General features: G+C 59.4%; 14 protein-coding genes. 6 read left to right on the plus strand and 8 right to left on the minus strand.

The features are described 5' to 3' along the window. The first annotated feature begins 118 nt into the window (after positions 1–118). Entirely contained in the window at positions 119–931 is an 813-nt protein-coding gene (locus GC090_RS11880) for a DeoR/GlpR family DNA-binding transcription regulator (RefSeq protein ID WP_006118925.1), read from the plus strand. A 33-nt stretch (positions 932–964) separates the two neighbouring features. On the opposite strand, the gene cobA is transcribed toward GC090_RS11880, so the two are convergent. From cobA to GC090_RS11920, 8 genes are all read right to left on the minus strand, one after another. Continuing rightward, positions 965–1,795, minus strand: coding sequence for a uroporphyrinogen-III C-methyltransferase (cobA, locus tag GC090_RS11885; protein ID WP_324019870.1), 831 nt, complete (start codon positions 1,793–1,795; stop codon positions 965–967). Beyond that, entirely contained in the window at positions 1,792–4,413 is a 2,622-nt protein-coding gene (locus GC090_RS11890; RefSeq protein WP_324019871.1) for a nitrate reductase, read from the minus strand. The genes cobA and GC090_RS11890 overlap by 4 nt, the downstream gene beginning before the upstream one ends. After that, complete coding sequence (gene nirB, locus GC090_RS11895; protein ID WP_324019873.1) at positions 4,410–8,483, minus strand: nitrite reductase large subunit NirB; 4,074 nt, start codon at positions 8,481–8,483, stop codon at positions 4,410–4,412. The genes GC090_RS11890 and nirB overlap by 4 nt, the downstream gene beginning before the upstream one ends. A 10-nt stretch (positions 8,484–8,493) precedes the next feature. Further along, positions 8,494–9,282 carry an ABC transporter ATP-binding protein gene (locus GC090_RS11900; protein ID WP_033741085.1) on the minus strand — a complete coding sequence of 263 codons (789 nt, stop codon included), beginning with the start codon at positions 9,280–9,282 and terminating at the stop codon, positions 8,494–8,496. Positions 9,283–9,292: 10 nt separating this feature from the next. Continuing rightward, complete coding sequence (gene ntrB, locus GC090_RS11905) at positions 9,293–10,165, minus strand: nitrate ABC transporter permease (protein ID WP_006118920.1); 873 nt, start codon at positions 10,163–10,165, stop codon at positions 9,293–9,295. Continuing rightward, positions 10,165–11,427: a CmpA/NrtA family ABC transporter substrate-binding protein gene (locus tag GC090_RS11910; RefSeq protein WP_033741083.1), complete on the minus strand. Its 1,263-nt coding sequence runs from the start codon at positions 11,425–11,427 to the stop codon at positions 10,165–10,167. The genes ntrB and GC090_RS11910 overlap by 1 nt, the downstream gene beginning before the upstream one ends. Positions 11,428–11,687: 260 nt before the next feature. Next, positions 11,688–12,911: a nitrate regulatory protein gene (locus GC090_RS11915; protein WP_039340692.1), complete on the minus strand. Its 1,224-nt coding sequence runs from the start codon at positions 12,909–12,911 to the stop codon at positions 11,688–11,690. 644 nt (positions 12,912–13,555) lie between these two features. Then, entirely contained in the window at positions 13,556–13,753 is a 198-nt protein-coding gene (locus GC090_RS11920; RefSeq protein WP_155489648.1) for a hypothetical protein, read from the minus strand. Positions 13,754–13,862: 109 nt separating this feature from the next. Here GC090_RS11920 and icmH point away from each other — a divergent pair, with 109 nt between their 5' ends. The 5 genes from icmH to GC090_RS11945 are packed head-to-tail and all read left to right on the plus strand — an operon-like array spanning position 13,863 to position 19,838. Then, positions 13,863–15,080, plus strand: a complete 1,218-nt coding sequence (icmH, locus tag GC090_RS11925; protein WP_033741082.1) for a type IVB secretion system protein IcmH/DotU — start codon at positions 13,863–13,865, stop codon at positions 15,078–15,080. Next, the gene (tssM, locus tag GC090_RS11930) at positions 15,080–17,188 is read left to right on the plus strand and encodes a type VI secretion system membrane subunit TssM (RefSeq protein WP_033741079.1); all 2,109 of its coding nucleotides are present in this window, start codon (positions 15,080–15,082) and stop codon (positions 17,186–17,188) included. The genes icmH and tssM overlap by 1 nt, the downstream gene beginning before the upstream one ends. A 13-nt stretch (positions 17,189–17,201) precedes the next feature. Beyond that, on the plus strand, positions 17,202–17,900 hold the full coding sequence (gene tagF, locus GC090_RS11935; protein ID WP_006118915.1) for a type VI secretion system-associated protein TagF: 699 nt from the start codon (positions 17,202–17,204) through the stop codon (positions 17,898–17,900). A 34-nt stretch (positions 17,901–17,934) separates the two neighbouring features. Beyond that, the gene (gene tagH / locus GC090_RS11940; RefSeq protein WP_039340694.1) at positions 17,935–19,062 is read left to right on the plus strand and encodes a type VI secretion system-associated FHA domain protein TagH; all 1,128 of its coding nucleotides are present in this window, start codon (positions 17,935–17,937) and stop codon (positions 19,060–19,062) included. Next, the gene (locus GC090_RS11945; protein ID WP_006118913.1) at positions 19,059–19,838 is read left to right on the plus strand and encodes a PP2C family protein-serine/threonine phosphatase; all 780 of its coding nucleotides are present in this window, start codon (positions 19,059–19,061) and stop codon (positions 19,836–19,838) included. The genes tagH and GC090_RS11945 overlap by 4 nt, the downstream gene beginning before the upstream one ends. Positions 19,839–19,840 lie beyond the last annotated feature (2 nt).

Consider the following 19,840-nt stretch of genomic DNA (forward strand, 5'->3'; position numbering starts at 1 on the left):
CGTTCGAAAACACACAGAGATTCGGGACTCACTCGCCAACGCGAAACCGGCAAGGTAAACTCTTTCACAGCGCGTGAATGCACGAAGCCCGATGCAAGTAAAAGAGGGAGCATTTCGATTGAAAAGCAAAACTGAGCAGTTAGCTGAAATGCAGCAGCGGCGTGAAAAGATTTTAGAGATGATTCGGGAAGACGGCACGGTAACGGTTAAAGCGTTAACCCAAACCTTTGGGCTTACCGAGGCCACGCTGCGGACCGACCTGCGCATGCTGCAAAAACAGGGGTTTGTACAACGCTATCATGGTGGCGCAACGCTGGTGACCGGCAAGCAGAACACCGGCCTGTTGCAGCTTGAACGTCAGACGCATCTGGAAGAGAAAGACGCCATTGGTCGTCTGGCCGCGCAGCACATCGAAAATGGCGATACGGTGATTTTCGATTCCGGTACGACAACGACGGCGATTGCCGATGCCATCAGCCACATTCGCCGTCTGTCCGTGGTGACCACCGCCGTCAACATCGCCCTGAAACTGGGCGGTGAGCCGGGCATTAATGTGTTGCTGACAGGCGGCACCTTTAAGTTTCCGACGCTGTCAACGTCGGGCGAGAAAGCGGCCAGCTTTTTTGAAAATGTGCTGGCGGAAAAGCTGTTTCTCGCCACCGCCTGTATTTCGCCGCGGCTGGGCCTGAGCTTTCCCAGTGAAACCGATATTAAAGTGAAAATGGCGATGATTAACTCCGCCAGTACCGTTTATGTTGTGGCGGACTCCAGCAAAATCGACAAGGTCTCGATGTTTGCCCTGCCCTGCGACTGGAGCCACATCCACTATCTGATCACCGACAGTGGGATCAGCCCGTCGCATATTGCGGCCTTTGAAGCGCTGGGCGTCAGGGTGCTGGTTGCGCCCACTCCGACCCGCCGGTCAGGATAGCCTGTCCCTGATTTTCCCCCGACGCCGTCATCGTCAGTGCGATGCCGTCACGCTCATCGCCGCCTCGCGCGATTGGGCAGCCATAAGATCGGCACGGTAATAGCGCACCACGTCGCCTACAATCAGTAACGACGGCGACACCGGTTTTTGCTGTTCGACCGTATCAGGCAACCCGGCCAGCGTGGTGATCAGCACCCGCTGGTCCCGGCGCGTACCGTTTTCAATGATTGCCACCGGCGTCGCCTCACTGCGGCCATATTCCCGTAACCGGGCGCTAATCACGCTGCTCCAGCTTAACCCCATGTAAAACACCAGCGTCTGATTGGTGGCGGTCAGCGCCGCCGCATCCAGCTGCGGTTCGCCGCTGCGCCCGTGCCCGGTGATAAAGCGCAATGACTGGGCGCAGTCACGGTGCGTCAGCGGAATGCCGCTGGCAGCCGCACAGCCCACGGCGGCGGTAATGCCGGGTACCACCTCGCAGACAATATTCGCCTGCTGCAGGCTGACCATCTCTTCGCCGCCACGGCCAAAGATAAAGGGATCGCCGCCTTTTAACCGCACGACATTGCGCCCGCTGGCGGCCAGATCCACCAGCAGTTGATTGATCTGTGCCTGCTTCAGGCCGTGATGACCCGGCTGTTTACCAACGTCGATACAGAGCGCGCTGCTGGCGACTTCCGCCATCACCGCTTCGCTGACCAGGCGATCATAAACCACGACGTCCGCGCGTTGTAGCAGACGCAGCGCCTTGACTGTCAGTAGCTCCACATCCCCCGGCCCGGCCCCGACCAGCCAGACCTTGCCCGGGCCAGACGCGTTTTCCGGCGCCAGCAGTTTATCTAAAGCGTTGATCGCGATCGTCATTCTTCCTCCGGTACAGCAACGGAAAGCAAAAGGTGTTTTAGCTCCGGCAGACAGGAGCCGCAGTTAGTACCACAGTTGAGTGCGTTACCCAGTGCCTGGGTGCTGTGACAGCCCTGTTTAATCGCCTGTAAGATCGTGTTTTCTCCGACGCCAAAGCAGCTACAGATCGTCCGGCCAGCCACGGCACGTTGTGCCGATTGTCCCGCCAGCAGAGCATGCCGTTCCGCCGCATTCGCCGGCGCCTGGCGAAAAGCCTGCGCAACCCAGTCATGATCGATCGCGGGTAACGACGCGCCGGCATAAAAGGCCAGCTGCAGCTCACCGTTGCGCCAGGCCAGCAGGCGGTAATGCGGTTCCGCCGCGTGGGCGGTTTGCCGTTGCAGCCCGTCCAGCGGGATCGTTGCCGTGAGCCACTGTTCTGGCGAACCGTCTCCGGCCAGGCTAAAACGTTGCGCGCCCTCATAGGGTGTACGCGCCCAGTAGCGCAGCCCGTCAGGCGGGCTTACGTCGCGCTGCCAGAGCCAGCCCTGCCAGCGGGTGTGGAGCGGCTGGATACGTACGGCGGTTTGTTTAAAGGCAGGCTGTGCCGAGACCGGACAGCGGGTTGAGGCCACCAGCCCGCCGACCGTGCCCTGCAGACTGAACTGTCGGTTCCAGTGCATAGGGACAAAGATCTCACCGCGTCGCAGACCGCTGTCCAGCGTCACGCGCACCGTCATCCAGCCCGCGTCGGACTGCACCCGTGCCAGTGCCCCCGCGCACAGGCCATAGCGTTGTGCGTCCTGCGGATGCAGTGCTGCAAACGGCTCATCACAATGCTGCATGAGCCGGGGAACCAGGCCTGTGCGTGTCATGGTGTGCCACTGATCGCGGATCCGTCCGCTGTTCATCAATAACGGATACGCCGCCCTGCACGTGACGGGCTGCGGCGTGGCCGGTGGCAACAGGCGGGCTTTACCATCAGGATGGTAAAAGTGCCGGTCGCTAAACAGCCGCGCGCAACCCTGGGGATAGCGGGCGTTGACCGGCCACTGCACCGGCGTCAGCGCATCCCACTGTGCGTCGCTCATCCCGGCCAGACCGCTGATATCAAACGCGCGCTGGCCATTGTTCTCAAACCCCGACAACGCCGCGTGTTCGCGGAAGATGGCTGCCGGGTGCGTCCAGGCAAAGCCTTCATGAAAACCCAGACGCTGGGCGACCTGGGCGAGTAACCACCAGTCCGGTTTCGCTTCTCCGGCCGGGGGCATAAACGCGCGCTGGCGGGAAATCCGGCGTTCAGAATTGGTCACGGTGCCGTTCTTTTCCCCCCAGCCCTGCGCGGGTAGCAAAATATGCGCAAAGGCGGTGGTATCCGTTTGCGCCAGTACGTCTGACACAATCACCAGCGGACAGGCAGCCAGCGCCCGGGCAATGCGATTGCCTTCTGGCATCGAAACCGCCGGATTGGTGCCCATAATCCATACGGCTTTGATCGCCCCGCGCTCAATGGCGTCGAACAGATCGACCGCCGTCAGGCCGGGCTGACGCGCCATACGCGGACTGCGCCAGAAACGCTGTAAACGGTCGCAGTCTTCCGCGGTGAAACTCATATGAGCCGCCAGTTGGTTGGCCAGTCCGCCAACCTCCCGCCCGCCCATCGCATTCGGCTGTCCGGTCAGCGAAAACGGGCCGCAGCCGGGTCGGCCTATCTTGCCGCTGAGCAGATGCGCATTGAGAATGGCATTGTTGTTGTCACTGCCGCTTTGTGACTGGTTGATGCCCATACACCATAAGGTCAGTACGCGCTCATGCCGGGTAAACAACCGGTAGAACGCGGCGATCATGTCGTGGCTGATATCACAATGGGCTGCCACCGTCGCACAATCCCACTGCCGCGCGGCCTGTATGGTTGTGTCTACACCGTCCAGATGCGGCAGCATCGTGGCGTCAATGCCGCTATGCTGTTCCAGCCAGTGCAACAGGCCCGAAAACAGGGCCGGATCGCTGCCCGGCCGGAGCGGTAAATGCAGATCGGCGAATTCACAACTGGCCGTGCGGCGCGGATCGATCACCACAACCTGCATCTCAGGGCGCTGCGTTTTTGCCTGCTTCAGGCGCTGAAACAGCACCGGATGAGCCCAGGCGGCGTTCGAGCCGACCAGGATAACCACCTCGGCCTGATCCAGATCCTCGTAACAGCACGGCACGGCATCCGCGCCGAACGCCCGTTTATAGCCCGTCACCGCTGAGGCCATACACAGGCGTGAATTGGTATCGATATTGGCGACGCCGAGAAAACCTTTCATCAGCTTGTTCGCCACATAGTAATCCTCGGTCAGCAACTGGCCGGAACCGTAAAAAGCCACCGCCTCCGGGCCGTACGTATCGATAATCCTGCGCAGTCCGTCAGCCGCGGCATCCAGCGCCGTCTCCATGTTGACGCGCTGGTGATGAAGCTGAGGATGCAGCAACCGTCCGGCCTGTGTCAGGGTTTCGCCCAGCGCCGCGCCCTTCACGCACAGCCGCCCGGCATTCGCCGGATGACTGGCATCGCCCTGGACCTGAGCCGACGCGCTCTGCGACTGCGTGACCTCGACGCCGCAGCCCACACCGCAATAAGCGCAGGTGGTTTTCATGATGCCTGCGCCATCAGGTTAAGCGGACGGTTGGCGACCCACACCTGGCCGTCCTCCAGTTTGACCGGCCAGCAGCGCAGTTGATGCTGAGGGTTATCCAGGCTCTGTCCGTCCCGCAGGCGCACCCGCTGTTTGTAAAGCGGAGAGATCACCACCGGCTCCCCGGCAACATCGCCAAGGATGCCGCGTGACAGCACGCTGGCTTCGCTGCCTGGCTCACGATCCTCCAGCGCATAACAGTCATCACCCAGACGGAATAAAGCAATACGGACGCTGCCAAGACGGGCCCCGATGCCGGCCTCTGGCGGGATGGCCTCCAGCGGACAGATTTCGCTCCAGGGTTCGGCGGGCAGATGCATCAGGGGAATACCGCTGGCCTTGTGGGGCTGGCGTTGTCCGCGCACGCGTGCATAGTGCAGCGTTTCGTCCGGGTGATCGCTGTTCACTGTGGCGGTAAACAGCGCACGTCGCGAAGGATCGGCCAGCGTGGTCTGCCATTCACACTGCCAGGTGTCCACCACCTGTTGCATGTCCTGTTCCAGCGTGGCGGCGATCCCCAGGCTGTCATGAATCACCACCTCACGCAGGTAGTCCAGCCCGCCCTCCATGTTATCCATCCAGACGCTGGTACGCTGCAGGCGATCCGCCGTGCGCACGTAGAACATCAGAATCCGGTCGACGTACCGGATCAACGTGTCATCGTCCAGATCGCTGGCAAACAGTTCCGCATGGCGTGGCTTCATGCCGCCATTGCCGCAGACATACAGGTTCCAGCCGTTTTCCGTGGCGATGACCCCGATATCTTTACTTTGCGCTTCCGCACATTCGCGGGTACAGCCGGACACGGCCATCTTGATCTTATGTGGTGCGCGCAGGCCCTTATACCGGTTCTCCAGCGCGATGGCGAAGGCGGTAGAATCCTGCACGCCATAACGACACCAGGTCGAGCCAACGCAGGATTTCACTGTACGCAGGGATTTTCCGTAGGCATGACCGGTTTCAAAGCCGGCTTCCAGCAGGGTTTCCCAGATAGCAGGCAACTGGTCCAATCGCGCACCAAACAGATCGATACGCTGGCCGCCGGTGATTTTGGTATAGAGATCGTAACGCGCGGCCACTTCGCCGATGGCGATCAGGCCCTGTGGCGTGATCTCGCCCCCTGGCACGCGCGGCACTACCGAATAGGTGCCATCTTTCTGGATATTGGCAAAGTAACGGTCATTCGTGTCCTGTAAGGGTAAATGGGCCGGTTTCAGCAGGTAATCGTTCCAGCACGAGGCCAGCAGCGAACCCACCAGCGGTTTACATACCTCGCAACCACAGCCCCGTCCGTGGCTGGCCAGCAGCTCGTCAAAGGTTTTGATGCCATTGATACGGATCAGGTCATACAGCGCCTGACGGGAATAGGCGAAGTGCTCACAGATGTCTTTTTTAACGGCGACGCCCTGGTTTTCCAGCTGAAACTCCATCACCTGTTTTACCAGCGCGGCGCAGCCGCCACAGCCGGTTGCCGCTTTGGTACAGCTTTTAATACTGGCCATCTCGCCACAGCCACTTTGCACCGCCTGGCAGATATCGCCTTTACTGACGTTATGACAGGAGCACACCTGGGCGCTGTCCGGCAGCGCAGCGACGCCCAACCCTTTGGCCGGCGCGCCATTTAATACAGGCAAAATCAGCGCTTCCGGTGCTGCCGGCAGCGGCATGTCATTTAACATCGTTTGCAGGAGGGTGGCATAGTCGCTGCTGTCTCCCACCAGCACGCCGCCCAGCAGTCGTGTATTGTCGGCGCTCACGACGATCTTCTTGTAAATGCCTTTTGGTCCATTGGCCCAGTGGTAGCTCAGGCTGCCCGGTGTTTTGCCGTGCGCATCGCCAAAGGAGGCGACTTCTACGCCCAGCAGCTTCAGTTTGGTGCTCATGTCGGCACCGGTGAACTGCGCGGGTTCGGCCGCCAGATGCCCGGCCAGCACTCGCGCCATCTGGTAGCCCGGCGCTACCAGGCCAAAAATCTGCCCGTTCCACAGCGCGCATTCGCCGATGGCATAAATGTCGCTGTCACTGGTCTGGCAATGGTCATTGATGGTAATGCCGCCGCGCGGCCCCACGCTGATGTCGGCACTGCGGGCCAGCTCATCACGCGGACGGATACCGGCAGAGAACAGCACCAGGTCGGTGGCCAGCTCGCCGCCATCGGCAAAGTGCAGCACCAGACTGCCGTCAGGCTGGCTGGCAATTTGTTCGGTCTGCTTCGCGGTATGTACCGTCACGCCCAGCGCGTCGATCTTTTGCCGCAGCATCAGCGCCCCGCCTTCGTCCAGTTGCACGGCCATCAGGCGCGGCGCAAACTCAACCACGTGGGTCTCCAGCCCAAGCTGCTTCAGCGCGTTGGCGGCCTCCAGGCCCAGCAGCCCGCCGCCGATCACCACGCCGCGCTGACTCTGGCGGGCACAGGCTGCGATGGCATCCAGATCGTCCAGCGTGCGGTAGACAAAGCAGCGCTCGCCGTCATGGCCGGGTACCGGGGGGACAAAGGCGCGCGAGCCGGTGGCCAGCACCAGCTTATCCCAGGCCAGCTCACGGCCCGCGCTGTCGCGCAGGCTGCGCTGCTGGCGATCGATCGCCTCTACCCGGCAACCGCTACGCAGTTCAATCGCGTTTTGGGCAAAAAATTCCTCGCTTACCAGCGACAACTGCGTGGCCGTTTTACCGGTGAAATACTCGGAAAGGTGAACCCGGTCGTAAGCCTGATAGCGCTCTTCGCCGTAAACCACCACGTGATAATGTTGATGCAGGTTACGATCGACCAGTTGCTCCAGAAAATGGTGGCTGACCATGCCGTGACCCACCACGGCTAATACAGGTTTCGTTTGGCTCATCACAGGGTTTCCTGCAGCCAGCGGCTGCGTTTCAGGTTCATCAAGGCCGAACAGCGTATTCACAGAAACCGGTCCGGCATTATGGAGTTGGTTCAGCAGCGCACCACTTTGCTGGCAGTCGCCATACAGCAGCACGCCGTTCAGCCGGCCGTCTTTGAGGAACAGGCGGCGATAGTGCCCGGCGATCGGGTCAAAACTAGTGACAGACGGGGCTTCGCGAACGTCACCGGCGCTAAACAGGGAAATGCCGCTGACTTTGAGACGGGTGCCCGTGGCCGCGCTGTAGAAATCCGCCTGAGGCCGATCGGCCAGTTGCGCCGCCAGAATCTTCGCCTGGGCCAGACAGGGCGCGACCAGACCGAAGGTCTCGCCGCTGATTTCACAACATTCGCCTACGGCATAAATTCCCGCGTGCGCACTGCGCAACTGGCGATCCACCAGAATGCCGCGCTGGCAGGGAATCCCGGCGGCCTGCGCCAGGGCGATTGCCGGCTGGACACCAATGGCCATCACCACCTGCCGCGCCGCCAGCACCCGGCCATCGTGGAGGATCACGCTATCCGTCCGGATCGCCGCAAGGCTGGTATTCAGTTCACAGCGAATGCCGCGCGCCCGGAGCTGAGCCAGCAGTAATTCCCCTGCCCTGGCGTCCAGTTGTTTGTCCAGCAAACACGACTGACGATGAAGCAGCGTAACCTGACGCCCCTGTGCCTGAAGGCCGGCGGCCGCTTCAATACCCAGAAAGCCGCCGCCGACCACCACGACCGGACCCTGCCCCGCCAGCAAAGTGTCTACATCCTGCAGCGTGCGAAAGGTGCTGACATGCGGCAGGTCGCTGCCTGGGACAGACGGCCGACAGGGCTGCGATCCGGTCGCCAGTACCAGGCGGTCCCAGTGCAGCAGGCGCTGGTCGGTGCGTAAGGTCCGCTCAGCGACATTCACCTGTTCCACCGTCTCTCCCGCCAGCAAGGTCATGCCGTGACGGTGATACCAGTCACGATCGTGGATCAGCGTTTGCGCAACGGTGGTTTCTCCGGCCAGCAGTGGCGACAACAGCACACGGTTATAGTTGCCGTGCGGCTCACGGCCAATCACGGTGATGTCGTAACGCGTCGGCGCCAGCTGCACCAGGGTTTCCACCATGTGCATGCCCGCCATCCCGTTACCCACAACCAGCAACCGTTGTCTCATGGTGTCGTCCTTATGCCGCCGAGGTTTGTTTTTCGTAGAGAAAATGCAGCACTTTCTGGCGCAGATGGTGATAACGCACGTCATCTGCCAGCGCCACGCGTGAACGCGGCCGGGCCAGGTCAATCGTCAGGATGTCGCCCACCTGCGCCGCCGGGCCATTGGTCATCATCAGCACCCGATCGGACAGCAACACGGCTTCATCCACATCATGGGTAATCAGGACGATGGTGGTGTTCAGCGCCTGCTGGATGCGCATGACGCTGTCCTGCAGATGCGCGCGCGTTAAGGCATCCAGCGCACCGAAGGGTTCGTCCAGCAGCAGCACGCGAGGTTTCATTGCCAGCGCGCGGGCGATGCCGACGCGCTGCTTCATGCCGCCGGAGATCTCGCCGGGGCGCTTATGCATGGCATGACTCATTTGCACCTGGTTGAGGTTGTGCTCGATCCAGTCACGTCTTTCGGCTTTGTTCATCTTGCCTTTGAACACCTGCTCGACCGCCAGCTCAACGTTTTGATACGCCGTCAGCCAGGGCAACAGAGAGTGGTTTTGGAACACAACGGCGCGCTCAGGGCCGGGGCCGGTAACTTCGCGGTTATCGCACAACAGGACACCGCTGGTAGGCCGGGTTAAACCGGCGATCAGGTTGAGCAGCGTGGATTTACCACAGCCAGAGTGACCGATCAGGCTCAGCGTTTCCCCCTGATGAAGATCAAAACTGACATTATCGAGCGCCAGAAAATCGCCGCCGGAGGTGGTAAAACGCTGGCTGACCTGCTGTACACGAATGATAGGTTGCATAGTGTTCCCCTTATTTATCCCAGCTAAAGCGACGCGCCAGCAGCATCAGTCCCTGCTCCAGTAGCAGGCCGACGACGCCAATCAGCAAAATGGCAATCAGGATGTTTTCAACATTGAGGTTGTTCCACTCGTTCCAGATCCAGAATCCGATCCCCAGGCCGCCCGTCAGCATTTCGGCGGCCACGATCACCAGCCAGGCGATGCCAATCGACAGGCGGACCCCGGTCAGCACCGCTGGCAGAACGGCGGGAAACAGGATGCGGCGCAGGATGGTCCATTCCGACAGTTGCAGCACGCGCGCCACGTTGAGGTAATCCTGGGGAATGCGCTGTACGCCTTCTGCGGTATTGATAATCATCGGCCAGATGGAACAGATAAAAATGGTCCAGCTGGAGGCCGGTTCGGCCCGCTGAAACAGCAGCAGGCCGATAGGCAGCCAGGCCAGCGGGCTGACCGGGCGCAGTAGCGCGATAACCGGATTGAACATGCGTGCTACAAAGGTAAAACGCCCCAGCAGAAAGCCTGCGGGAATCCCCACCAGCGCGGCCAGACCAAAGCCGACAGCCACGCGCTGCAGCGAGGCCAGCACATTCCAGCCGATGCCCTGATCGTTGGGACCGTTGTTATAGAACGGATCGGCGAACAGGACTTTCGCCGCCTCCCAGGTGGCGTACGGGCCGGGAAAGCCTTTGCTGGAAAGCGCCGCGATCTGCCAGATCAGGAGCAGAAGCAGCACACCGCACAGCGCGGGAATGGCACGCTGCAAAAACGGACGCAGGCGCGCAGGTGAACGCATCTTTTTCGGCGTCACCTGAAGGGGCACCACGGTGGCGTGGGTGGGCAGCGTCTCAGGCTGCGCCAGCGAGCGAGTCTGGGTTTTCATCACGACCTCTCTTTATGGTTAATGGCAAAGCTGGCGGCGTAAGCGGCAGGATTCGTGCCATCCCATACCTTGCCGTCCATCAGGGTGCTGCTGCGCATCTCACTGCCGGGCAACGTGACGTTGCCGACAGCGCTGGCAGCCTGTTTGTAGATATCGATCTGGTTGATCTGCTTTGCGACAGCCAGGTAGTCCGGATCCTGGGTCAGCATTCCCCAGCGCTTAAGCTGGGTAAGGAACCACATACCATCGGACAGATACGGGAAACTGACGCTGCCGTCATGGAAGAAGCGCATCGCATGCGGATCCTGCCATTTCTGTCCCAGCCCGTTTTCGTACTGGCCGAGCATGCGGCCTTGCAGAATCTCAGGTTTGGTGTTGATCCAGGCGCGCCCGGCCAGCACCTGCGCCGTTTCGCGGCGGTTATCATCGGAGGCATCGATCCAGCGTGCCGTCTCAAGGACAGCCGCCGTCAGCGCGCGCGCCGTATTGGGGTTCTCTTTCACCCACGCGGCGCGGGTGCCGAGAATTTTTTCGGGATGATCGGGCCAAATCTGCTGACTGGTGGCGACGGTAAAACCAATATCGTCGCTGATGGCGCGCTGGTTCCACGGCTCGCCCACACAGAAGCCGCTCATATTGCCAATCTTCATATTCATCACCATCTGCGGCGGCGGCACGACGACGGTGCGCACGTCATCAAACGGATTGATACCGGCATTCGCCAGCCAGTAGTACAGCCACATCGCGTGGGTGCTGGTCGGAAAGGTATGGGCAAAGGTGAGACTGCCTTTGGCCTGGCTGTCGATGGTCTTTTTCAGGCTGGCGGCATCGGTAACCTTCTGCGCTTTCAGCTGGTTCGACAGGGAGATCGCCTGGCCATTGTTATTAAGCGTCATCAGGTTCGCCATCGCATGCTGCGGGCCGGCAACGCCCAGTTGCAGGCCATAGATCAGGCTGTACAAAACGTGTGCCGCATCGAGCTCACCGGAGATCAGCTTGTCGCGGACGGCTGCCCAACTGGCTTCTTTACTGGGCTGTAGCGTCAGACCATATTTTTTGTCAAAGCCTTTCACCGAGGCCATGACGACCGGCGCACAGTCGGTCAGCGGAATAAATCCCACCCGCACGGTGGCTTTTTCTGGCGCATCGGAACCCGCCGCCCATACGGCGTTGCGCAATCCCGGCAACAGCCACAGCCCGCCAACGGCGGCGCTGGATAACAGCAGTTGACGACGAGACAGTGAAACTGGCGATTTGCTCATTTTTTGCCACCCTCAGGAAATAAAAAAAGGCGTCCTCTCCACTGCTTTCACAGGGAGATGGACGCCTTTATCCAAAGCACTCGCTTTACCGCCGTTGGCAAAGCAAATGCACACACTCAGTAAGGTAAAGCAAACCGCGTGCCAGCTTTGAAACGGTCCTGCGCGTGGCGCTTCAGGGTTTCCTCTGGCGAGTTTTTAACCGATTTTGCACATTGGTGACGCAGATCACGCACAAGCATTGTGCAGCTAACGCTTTCGAGTTACCTCTTCATCGTGGCGGCCACCGTGACGATCGCCTGAGCGATTTCCGGCAGCCGTTTGTTCTGATCCATCGCGCTTTTACGCAGCCGTTGCCAGGCGTGCTCTTCACTCAACCCATGCTGCTGCATCAGCCAGTTTTTAGCCTGGTCGAGCAGTTTGCGCTCTTCCAGCGTGGCGCGCAGAGTGGCCAGCTCATTGGCCTGATGCTGCAAACGCTGGGACTGCTCCGCGATCAACGACAGCAGCGAGCGACCGAGCTGGGGCGCCAGCCCGTCGCTGTTCAGCGCACCGGACTCGGCAGCCAGCCAGTCCGCCCCGGAGACATATAACGTAAAATTGCAGCCCGACTGTGCCACATGCAGGGGTTCAGCGGCCTGATGCTGTGCCAGTGCGATCGCCTCGCGGCAGCGCGACATCAGCGTGGCTGACAGCTGATCCTCCAGCAGTTTCATTTGATCGATACGCTGTGACAGCAGTGAAAACCAGTGCGGTGCGCCGCTGTCATCCCGCCGCCCGTCGGTACAGGCAATGCGCCGCAGTCGTTCAATCTCGCGACTGGCCTGCGCCAGCGGCTGCCAGTGGTGCAAAACCGCCTCATCGGCAAACTGCTGGAACGTCGAAAAACTTTGCTCCTGTGCTTCAATTAAGGCCACCATGGCGCTGCGCTGCTCTGCGCTGAACTGGCCGGCGGCAAAGCCGGCCGCTCCCAGAGCGCGTTCCTGTCCCGCCAGCTCTTTGCCCTGCATAAAGCTGAACAGCGCAATGAGCGCGCGGGTAATGTCAGGATGGCTGGCGGTGTCGGCGGCTTCAAAGACCAGGTTCAGTAAGCTACGGATAATGGTGTTGAATGCCGCAACGGCCTGCGCGTGCGCAATCTGTTGTTGCGTAATCTGCTGGCGCAACGCCGGTAACCCGGCCAGGGCCTGCAGCGCGGCGGCGATCAGGTTACAGAACCGGCTGTATCCCGGCTGGGCTTCGGCTTTGGGTAAGGCCTGGCAAAAATCCCGTTGGCAGCGCGTCACATCCTGCTCACTGGCGAGCCGCTGCTCACCGTAAAGCCGGCCTTCAGAACAAATCCACAGAGTGCTCGCCCCCCGCTCACGCTGAAGCTGATGCACCAGTTCGCTGACGGTGGTAATGAGTTTACCGGTCTGGCGAAGGCGTTGCAGGCTGGCAATATCGCTTTGCCGTGAGGCCTGCACCCAGCTCAGTGCGTCATCCATTGCTCATCCCCTTTTCGTACAAAAAAGGAGTCAAGCAAAAGCCGTGCCGTTTCCGCCCCATCTTTTCTTAGCCTGACGGCTTGTGCCGCACGTTCCGCCCTTTCCGTTTCTCACTGCGGTGTAAAGTGGTTAACGCGGCTTATTCTTTTACCCAGGCCGCCGGGCCGTGGCAGGGATGGGATCACCCGCTTTTTTGAGGCGAAATGTCGCGAGTAATGCGCCCGATACTGCCCCGGAGGTGCCATCCCTGAAGCCCCTGCACAAGGAACGGGCTAAACGGCCATTACCATGCTATATCATTGGGTGCAATGGTTTGAATTCTCAAAAGTCTTAGGTAGACTGAGCGCTGTAAAGAGTGACCATGAGCGGCCTTGTCTCTGAACAGATCACCTGCCCGGCTGTGCGCCTCCCGATGAGGAGGCGCGATACGTGTGATAAACATGGTGCAGGCAGAGACACTGACGTGAGGAAAAGGGTGAAAAATCATTTAGCGTTTTGCCCGTTAGCTGCACATTTTTTGTCCGGCAGCAAAACGCCCCCTCCTCGGTCAATGCCGATTCGCCGGTGACGTGCAGTGGAACGCGCGCGCCCTGTTCGGGACATGCCCACCGCCCTTGCCTGAGTCAGGCCGCGCGGGCAAAGGCTCAACACAGCCCCGGTCCACCCTGACGTTGCCGATACGGATATGCCATTGCGGTGATGTCCGCGGGCAGGCTCCCGGCGAGGTTGAGCTGACCACCGGTGTGAACCATCGTCCTGACGGTGACACGCGAGGCAGCACGCATTTGCATGGCCAGATAACTTAACCCCTGTGCGTTGACGTGGGTGGCGACAGCAGACACTGCGGTCCTGTCACGACGGCAACCTGGATCATGAACTGATGAAATTTAACCCCTGCCGTCCTGCGCATACTGCCGGACGCGCAACGCAACGCGGGAAGTACACACAGCCATGAGCGTGGAATCTTCACCGCGTGAGGTGACGACCTCTGGTCGCGAAAATTTGTTACTTAAAGCGGCCGCGCCTCTGCTGAATGCGGTGGTGCAAATTCGTCAGGCTGCTACCCACGATGACCCGGCAGGTTTACGTCAGTCTCTGATTGATGAAATCCGCCTGTTTGAACAACGCTGCAAGCAGGCAGGCCTGCCGTTTGAGATGATCATCGGTGCACGGTACTGTGTGTGCAGTGCCCTGGATGAAGCCGCCGCGCAAACGCCATGGGGCACGCGCGGCGTCTGGTCCGGCAACGGCATGCTGGTGACCTTCCATAATGAAAGCTGGGGCGGCGAAAAGTTCTTCCAGCTGCTTTCACGCATTTCACAAAGCCCTCAGCAGCACCTTTGGCTGCTGGAAATTATTCATTACTGCCTGCTGCTGGGTTATGAAGGGCGTTACCGGGGCAGTGAAAAAGGCCGGGCGCAGTGCGACAGCCTGCGGGCAAGGTTAAAAGCGCTGATCGACGAAACCCGTGCGCAGCAAACCACGGAGTCCACGCCGCTGGTGCAGGTACATCCCCTGGTTAATACGCTGGCCCGTCCGATGGTGCCACTCTGGGCCTGTGCCATGCTGGTCGCCCTGATCGGCTGCCTGATTTACAGCGGACTCAACTGGCGGCTCGGCAACGCGGCTGAGCCCCTGCTGCGCAGTCTGTATAATATGCCGTTGCCACAAATCATGATGAATCGTCGCCCTTCTTCGCCACAGGCGCTGCTCGACTTACGTCAGCGGTTAAATGACGTGATCGCCGCCGGCCAGCTCGAAGTCAGCGACGGTGCGTTTGGCAGCAAAGTGATTATCCCGGCAGACAAGCTGTTTGCCGAACAGGGCACGGTGATTAATCCGGTGGGCCGGGCGCTTCTGGCGCGCGTCTCCGCAGCGATGAAAGACGTCAAAGGCACCATTCTGGTGTCGGTGTTTACCGACGATCAGCCTGTTGACGGCAGTCGGTTTGCCTCAAACTATGAATTCTCTTTCGCCCGTGCCCGTGCGATTAGCCAGTTACTGCAGGTGCAACTGGCCGATTCACACGTGCTCCGGTCAGAAGGCCGCGGCGACAGCGATCCGCTGCTGCCCAACGACAGCAGCGAGAACCGTACCCGTAATCGCCGTGTTGAAATTACGCTGTTTGCCGCACCTGAAACACTGAGTACTCACCAAGGAACACCCTGATGCGCGCTTCTTTCCGCTTATTCTTAACGCATCGGCTGCTGTGGAGCTTTATTGGCGTCACGGCACTGAGTTGCCTGCTGTGGATGCTGGGACCGCTTATCGCGTGGAATGAAACCCGCCCGCTTGAACCCGCGCTACACCGCAAGATTGTGGTCAGTCTGCTTTATCTTCTCTGGATTGGTTTCCAGCTAATTCCTGCGCTGTACCGTGCCTGGTTCAACAGTCGCCTGCTTGACCGGTTGCAGGTCGCAGAGAGCGACGATCCGGCGGAACGGCAGGCCACTGAGGCGCTGCTCAGCCAGCGCTTTAGTGAGGCGGCCATGCGCCTCAAGCGCACCCATTTTGGCCGACGCCAGGGCAGCCTGTGGGCACGGATTAACGCCAATTACCTCTATCAGCTCCCCTGGTATCTGATGATTGGTGCGCCGGGTGCTGGTAAAACCACCGCTCTGCTCAATGCCGGCCTGAAATTTCCCCTGACCGATACGTTCGGCAACGAGGCCGTTCGCGGCGTCGGCGGTACCCGGCACTGCGACTGGTGGTTCACCGACAGCGCCGTGCTGATCGATACCGCCGGGCGCTATGCGTTACAGGAAAGCCAGCGGGCACGCGATGCCAGCGAGTGGCAGAGTTTTATCAATCTGCTGAAGCGCTATCGGGCGCGGCAGCCGATCAACGGCGTCATCCTGACCATCAGCGTCGCGGATTTACTCAGCGATTCGGCTGAGGCGCGTTACGAACAGGCGAATGCGCTGCGCGAACGGCTGAACGAACTGCATCAGCACACCGGTATTCATTTTCCCGTCTATGTCATGGTGACCAAAACCGACCTGCTGAAAGGCTTTATGAGTTATTTCGGCAGCATGGAGAAGGCCCGCCGCGATGCTATCTGGGGCTTCACGTTTCCCTGGGAAGCCGGTAAGCCACACAAGCAGGACTGGCATCTTCACTTCGAGGGGCAGTTTACGCAGTTAGAACAGCAACTGCAGCAGCAACTGGCCGGGCAAATGACCCATGAGCGCGACCTCAATGAGCGGGCAGAATGTTTTCTGTTTCCGCAGGAGTTTGCTTCGCTGCGTCCCCTGCTCAGCGAATACCTGGACAGCATTTTTTCCCCGCGTTCTGAGACCGTGGCCTGGAATCCTCGTGGGCTGTTCTTTACCAGCGGTACACAGGAAGGTTTGCCTTTTGACCGCGTGATGGGCGAGCTGAGCCGCAAACTGCAACTGCGTCAGGCGGGGGCACACTCGATTGCCGCCTGGGATCGGGTCAACCGCAACAGCCCTATTCCCGGCAATAAAGGCCAGAGCTTTTTTATTCGTGATTTGCTGAGCAATCTGGTGTTTAAAGAAAGTGGCCTGGCGGGCAGCAATCGTCGCTGGGAATACCGTAATCAGCTCCTGCACTGGATTGGCTATGGCATGCTGGCCGGAGCGCTGGTGATCATGAGCGGACTGTGGTTGATCAGCTACTATCAGAACCAGCATTATCTGCAGCAGGTTACCGCGCGCGTACCGGCAATTTCTGCACAAAGTCAGCAAGTGATACATCAGCCCGCTGATAATATTTTTGATCTGCTACCCTTTCTGAATAACCTGGTGAAGTTACCGGTGTCCGACCAGTTTTCTCTCGATAATCCGCCGCTTACTATGCGGGCAGGCTTATATCGTGGCAATCAGGTCAGCGATGCCGCCTGGGCGCTTTATCAAAATGCGCTTAAGTCTTTACTGCTGCCCCGGGTCGCTCAGCAGATCACCAACCTGCTGCGTAACGATCCCGGTGATGACAATGAATACAGTCGTAATGCGCTCCGCGCTTATCAGATGCTGTATCAGCCCAGAAACTACGATGGGGAATTTCTACGGGCCTGGCTACTGCAAAATCTGCAGCGTTCGTTACCTGAAAAGGTCAGCGCGCGGGATTTGCAGCAGCTTGACTGGCATTTAAGCCAGCTACTCGATCAGCAAATTCAGTCTTCACCTTATGCGCGTGACAATGCGCTGATGATGCGCAAGCTGGCTGATAATTTGAACAATGCGGGCCGCGGCGGCGCGGTACTGGCTATTGCCCCCGCGAAGGCACAGCGCCCGACAACGCATAATCCATAATGGCGAGGTGAACATGTCTGTATCTCTGGCCCCTGGCTGGTTTGGCAAACTGCCCTCAACAGGGGACTTTATACATCATCGGCTCACTGAACAGGTCATCACGCCGTGGAATCACTGGTTTCAGCAGGGCCTCATTCACTGGCATCAGCAGGACGCGGCCGTGAGCGCCGATTTTCTGCGCGCGCCGGTGTGGAATTTTGTGTTACCGATCACGCCAACGCGTCAGCAGGTACAGATGGGCTGCCTGTTACCGTCATGCGATCGTGTGGGGCGCGCCTGGCCGCTGCTGGCCTTGCTGAGCTTTCCGCTCAGTCAGTGGCATCCGGCACAGTTAACGATCTCGGGAGACTGGTATCAGGATTTGGGGGCCACGCTGCTGAATGCCGTGACTCACGGCCTGAGCCCGGACCAGCTCGATCAGCACATCCAGGCCCTGGCTCCGCTGATGGTCCCGGTGCAGCAGCCGTCAGATATTATGGATGTAATCGGTTTCGCGGACCTGCCCTGCACGCTGAGCTGGCAGGACGTCGCCGAACATTTCGACCCGCAGCAACACATAAGTTACTGGTGGAGCAACCGCAGTGACGGTTTCGTACATGCGACACACAAGCATAGCGGTACCCTCACGGCAGAACTGTTCTCATTACTGTTTAATCCGGCAGCAGGTGCACAGCCGGGACGCAACGGCCTCTATCCACCGATGTTCGAGTGAGACGTTGCCTTTGTCCTTCATAACGGGATAGCTCATGCAATTTACCATCGTTCAATGCACGTCTGATGTGCCGGTGAAAACCGTCACGTTTCATCCGCCGGGCGGCACGATCGGCCGCAGTCAGGATAACGATTTGGTGTTACCGGATGAAGCCCGTTCTATTTCTCGTCTGCAGGCGCTGGTGCACCTGTCCTGTAACGGGGAGTGCCGCCTGACTAATCAGGGCAGCGTGACACCGGTCGAACACAACGGTGTGCCGCTCAGCCGGGGGATGCAGGTGAGCCTGAAACACGGGGATGCTCTGCGCATCGGCGACTATGCCATCGACGTACGTGACCCTGCGGTACAGGGCATCAACAGCGATCCGTTGGCGTTTTTTAGCCATGCGGGCCCGCAGACGAATCCGCTGGATATCCCCGAATTTACTGAAGTCGAAGAGGTCGCTCAGGAACCTGTCGCCAGACGCCACGACCACAGGGGCGATGCCAGACTGGCCATCGATCCCCAGGCCGGTGAGTCCCGATATGCGCCCTCGCCCGCCGCACACGATCACGATAACCTGGTCGCGGCGCTGCTTGACGGTATGGGACTAAGCAACGGCCACAATACGGTGATTAACGAAGAACAGATGCGGACCACTGGCCGCATGTTAAGTCTGTTTTCGCAGGGCACGGTGGCATTGCTGTCGTCGCGCTCTATCCTTAAACGGGGCGTCAAAGCGGAAATGACGATGATCCTGAACGAAGCAAATAACCCGTTCAAGATTCTGCCCTCGGGCAAAACCGTATTGATGCAGATGTACCAGAGCCAGATGCCGGGCTTTATGCAGCCTGAACAGGCGGTACGGGATGCGCTGGTGGATCTGCAGGCACATCAGTTGGGCATGATCGCCGGGATCCGCGCCATCATCGCCGCCATGTTGCAGTCGTTTAATCCGCAGGGGCTGGAGGAGCAGGCGAAGTCAGATGGTGCCGTGTCAAAAGTCCCGTTTACGCCTTATCAAAAAGCCGCACTGTGGGACTATTTCACTCGCCGCTATCAGCGCACTGCGGGTGAAATCGAAGACGATTTCCATACGCTGTTTGGTGAAGCTTTCCTTCATGCTTACGACATGGAGGTGAATCAGTACAAAGATTCCCAGACGCGTACGGATGATGCATGAATATCGCGTTTGCCCAGCGAAGTCAGCAAGGTCAGCGTGATGAACATGCGGATCGCACCGGTGTGGTACTGGATGCCCATCAGGCCAGCTTCGTGGTATGCGACGGCGTAGCGGGACTGCCCGGTGGGGAACAGGCGGCACAACTGGTATGCGACAGCCTGCTGACTCAGTTGCACACCTGTCCGCACCTTACTCTCGCCTTCACACAGCAGGCGATAGAAACGTGCCGCTCTGTGCTTGAAATCGCACAGGGTAATAATCCGAATTTTGCCACGATGTGCACCACGCTGGCGGGCCTGTTTATCGACCGCACCCGACAGCGCGCATGGTGGGCGCACGCGGGCGACAGCCGGGTTTACCACTTTCGGCATGGCGTGCTCAATGCGGTCACCCGCGACCACAGCCTTGTGCAAAAACTGAGCGAGGCAGGCTATGAAAATACCGGAATTAACAGTAATTTACTTTATAATGCGCTCGGCACAGAACCTGCCCATCCTGTGAGCTTTTCTGACGAAATACTGCTGGAAGACGGCGATGCGTTTTTAGTCTGTAGCGACGGGTTTTGGCTCAATCTGACCACCCGGGAAATGGAGCAGACCTTGCGCATGGTGAATGCCTGTGAAGAGTGGCTGACGTTGATGGAACATGCCGTGAGCCGTGAAGTAAAGAAAGATAATCTGAGTGCGCTGGCCGTGTGGATCGGCGAACCGCAGGAGGCCACGCTGCTTTATTCGCTGGCTGACTCAACCCGTTTTCTGCCCTCTCGTGATGGATGAAA

The organism is Pantoea sp. JZ29 (assembly GCF_035190385.1).
Classification (GTDB): domain Bacteria; phylum Pseudomonadota; class Gammaproteobacteria; order Enterobacterales; family Enterobacteriaceae; genus Pantoea; species Pantoea stewartii.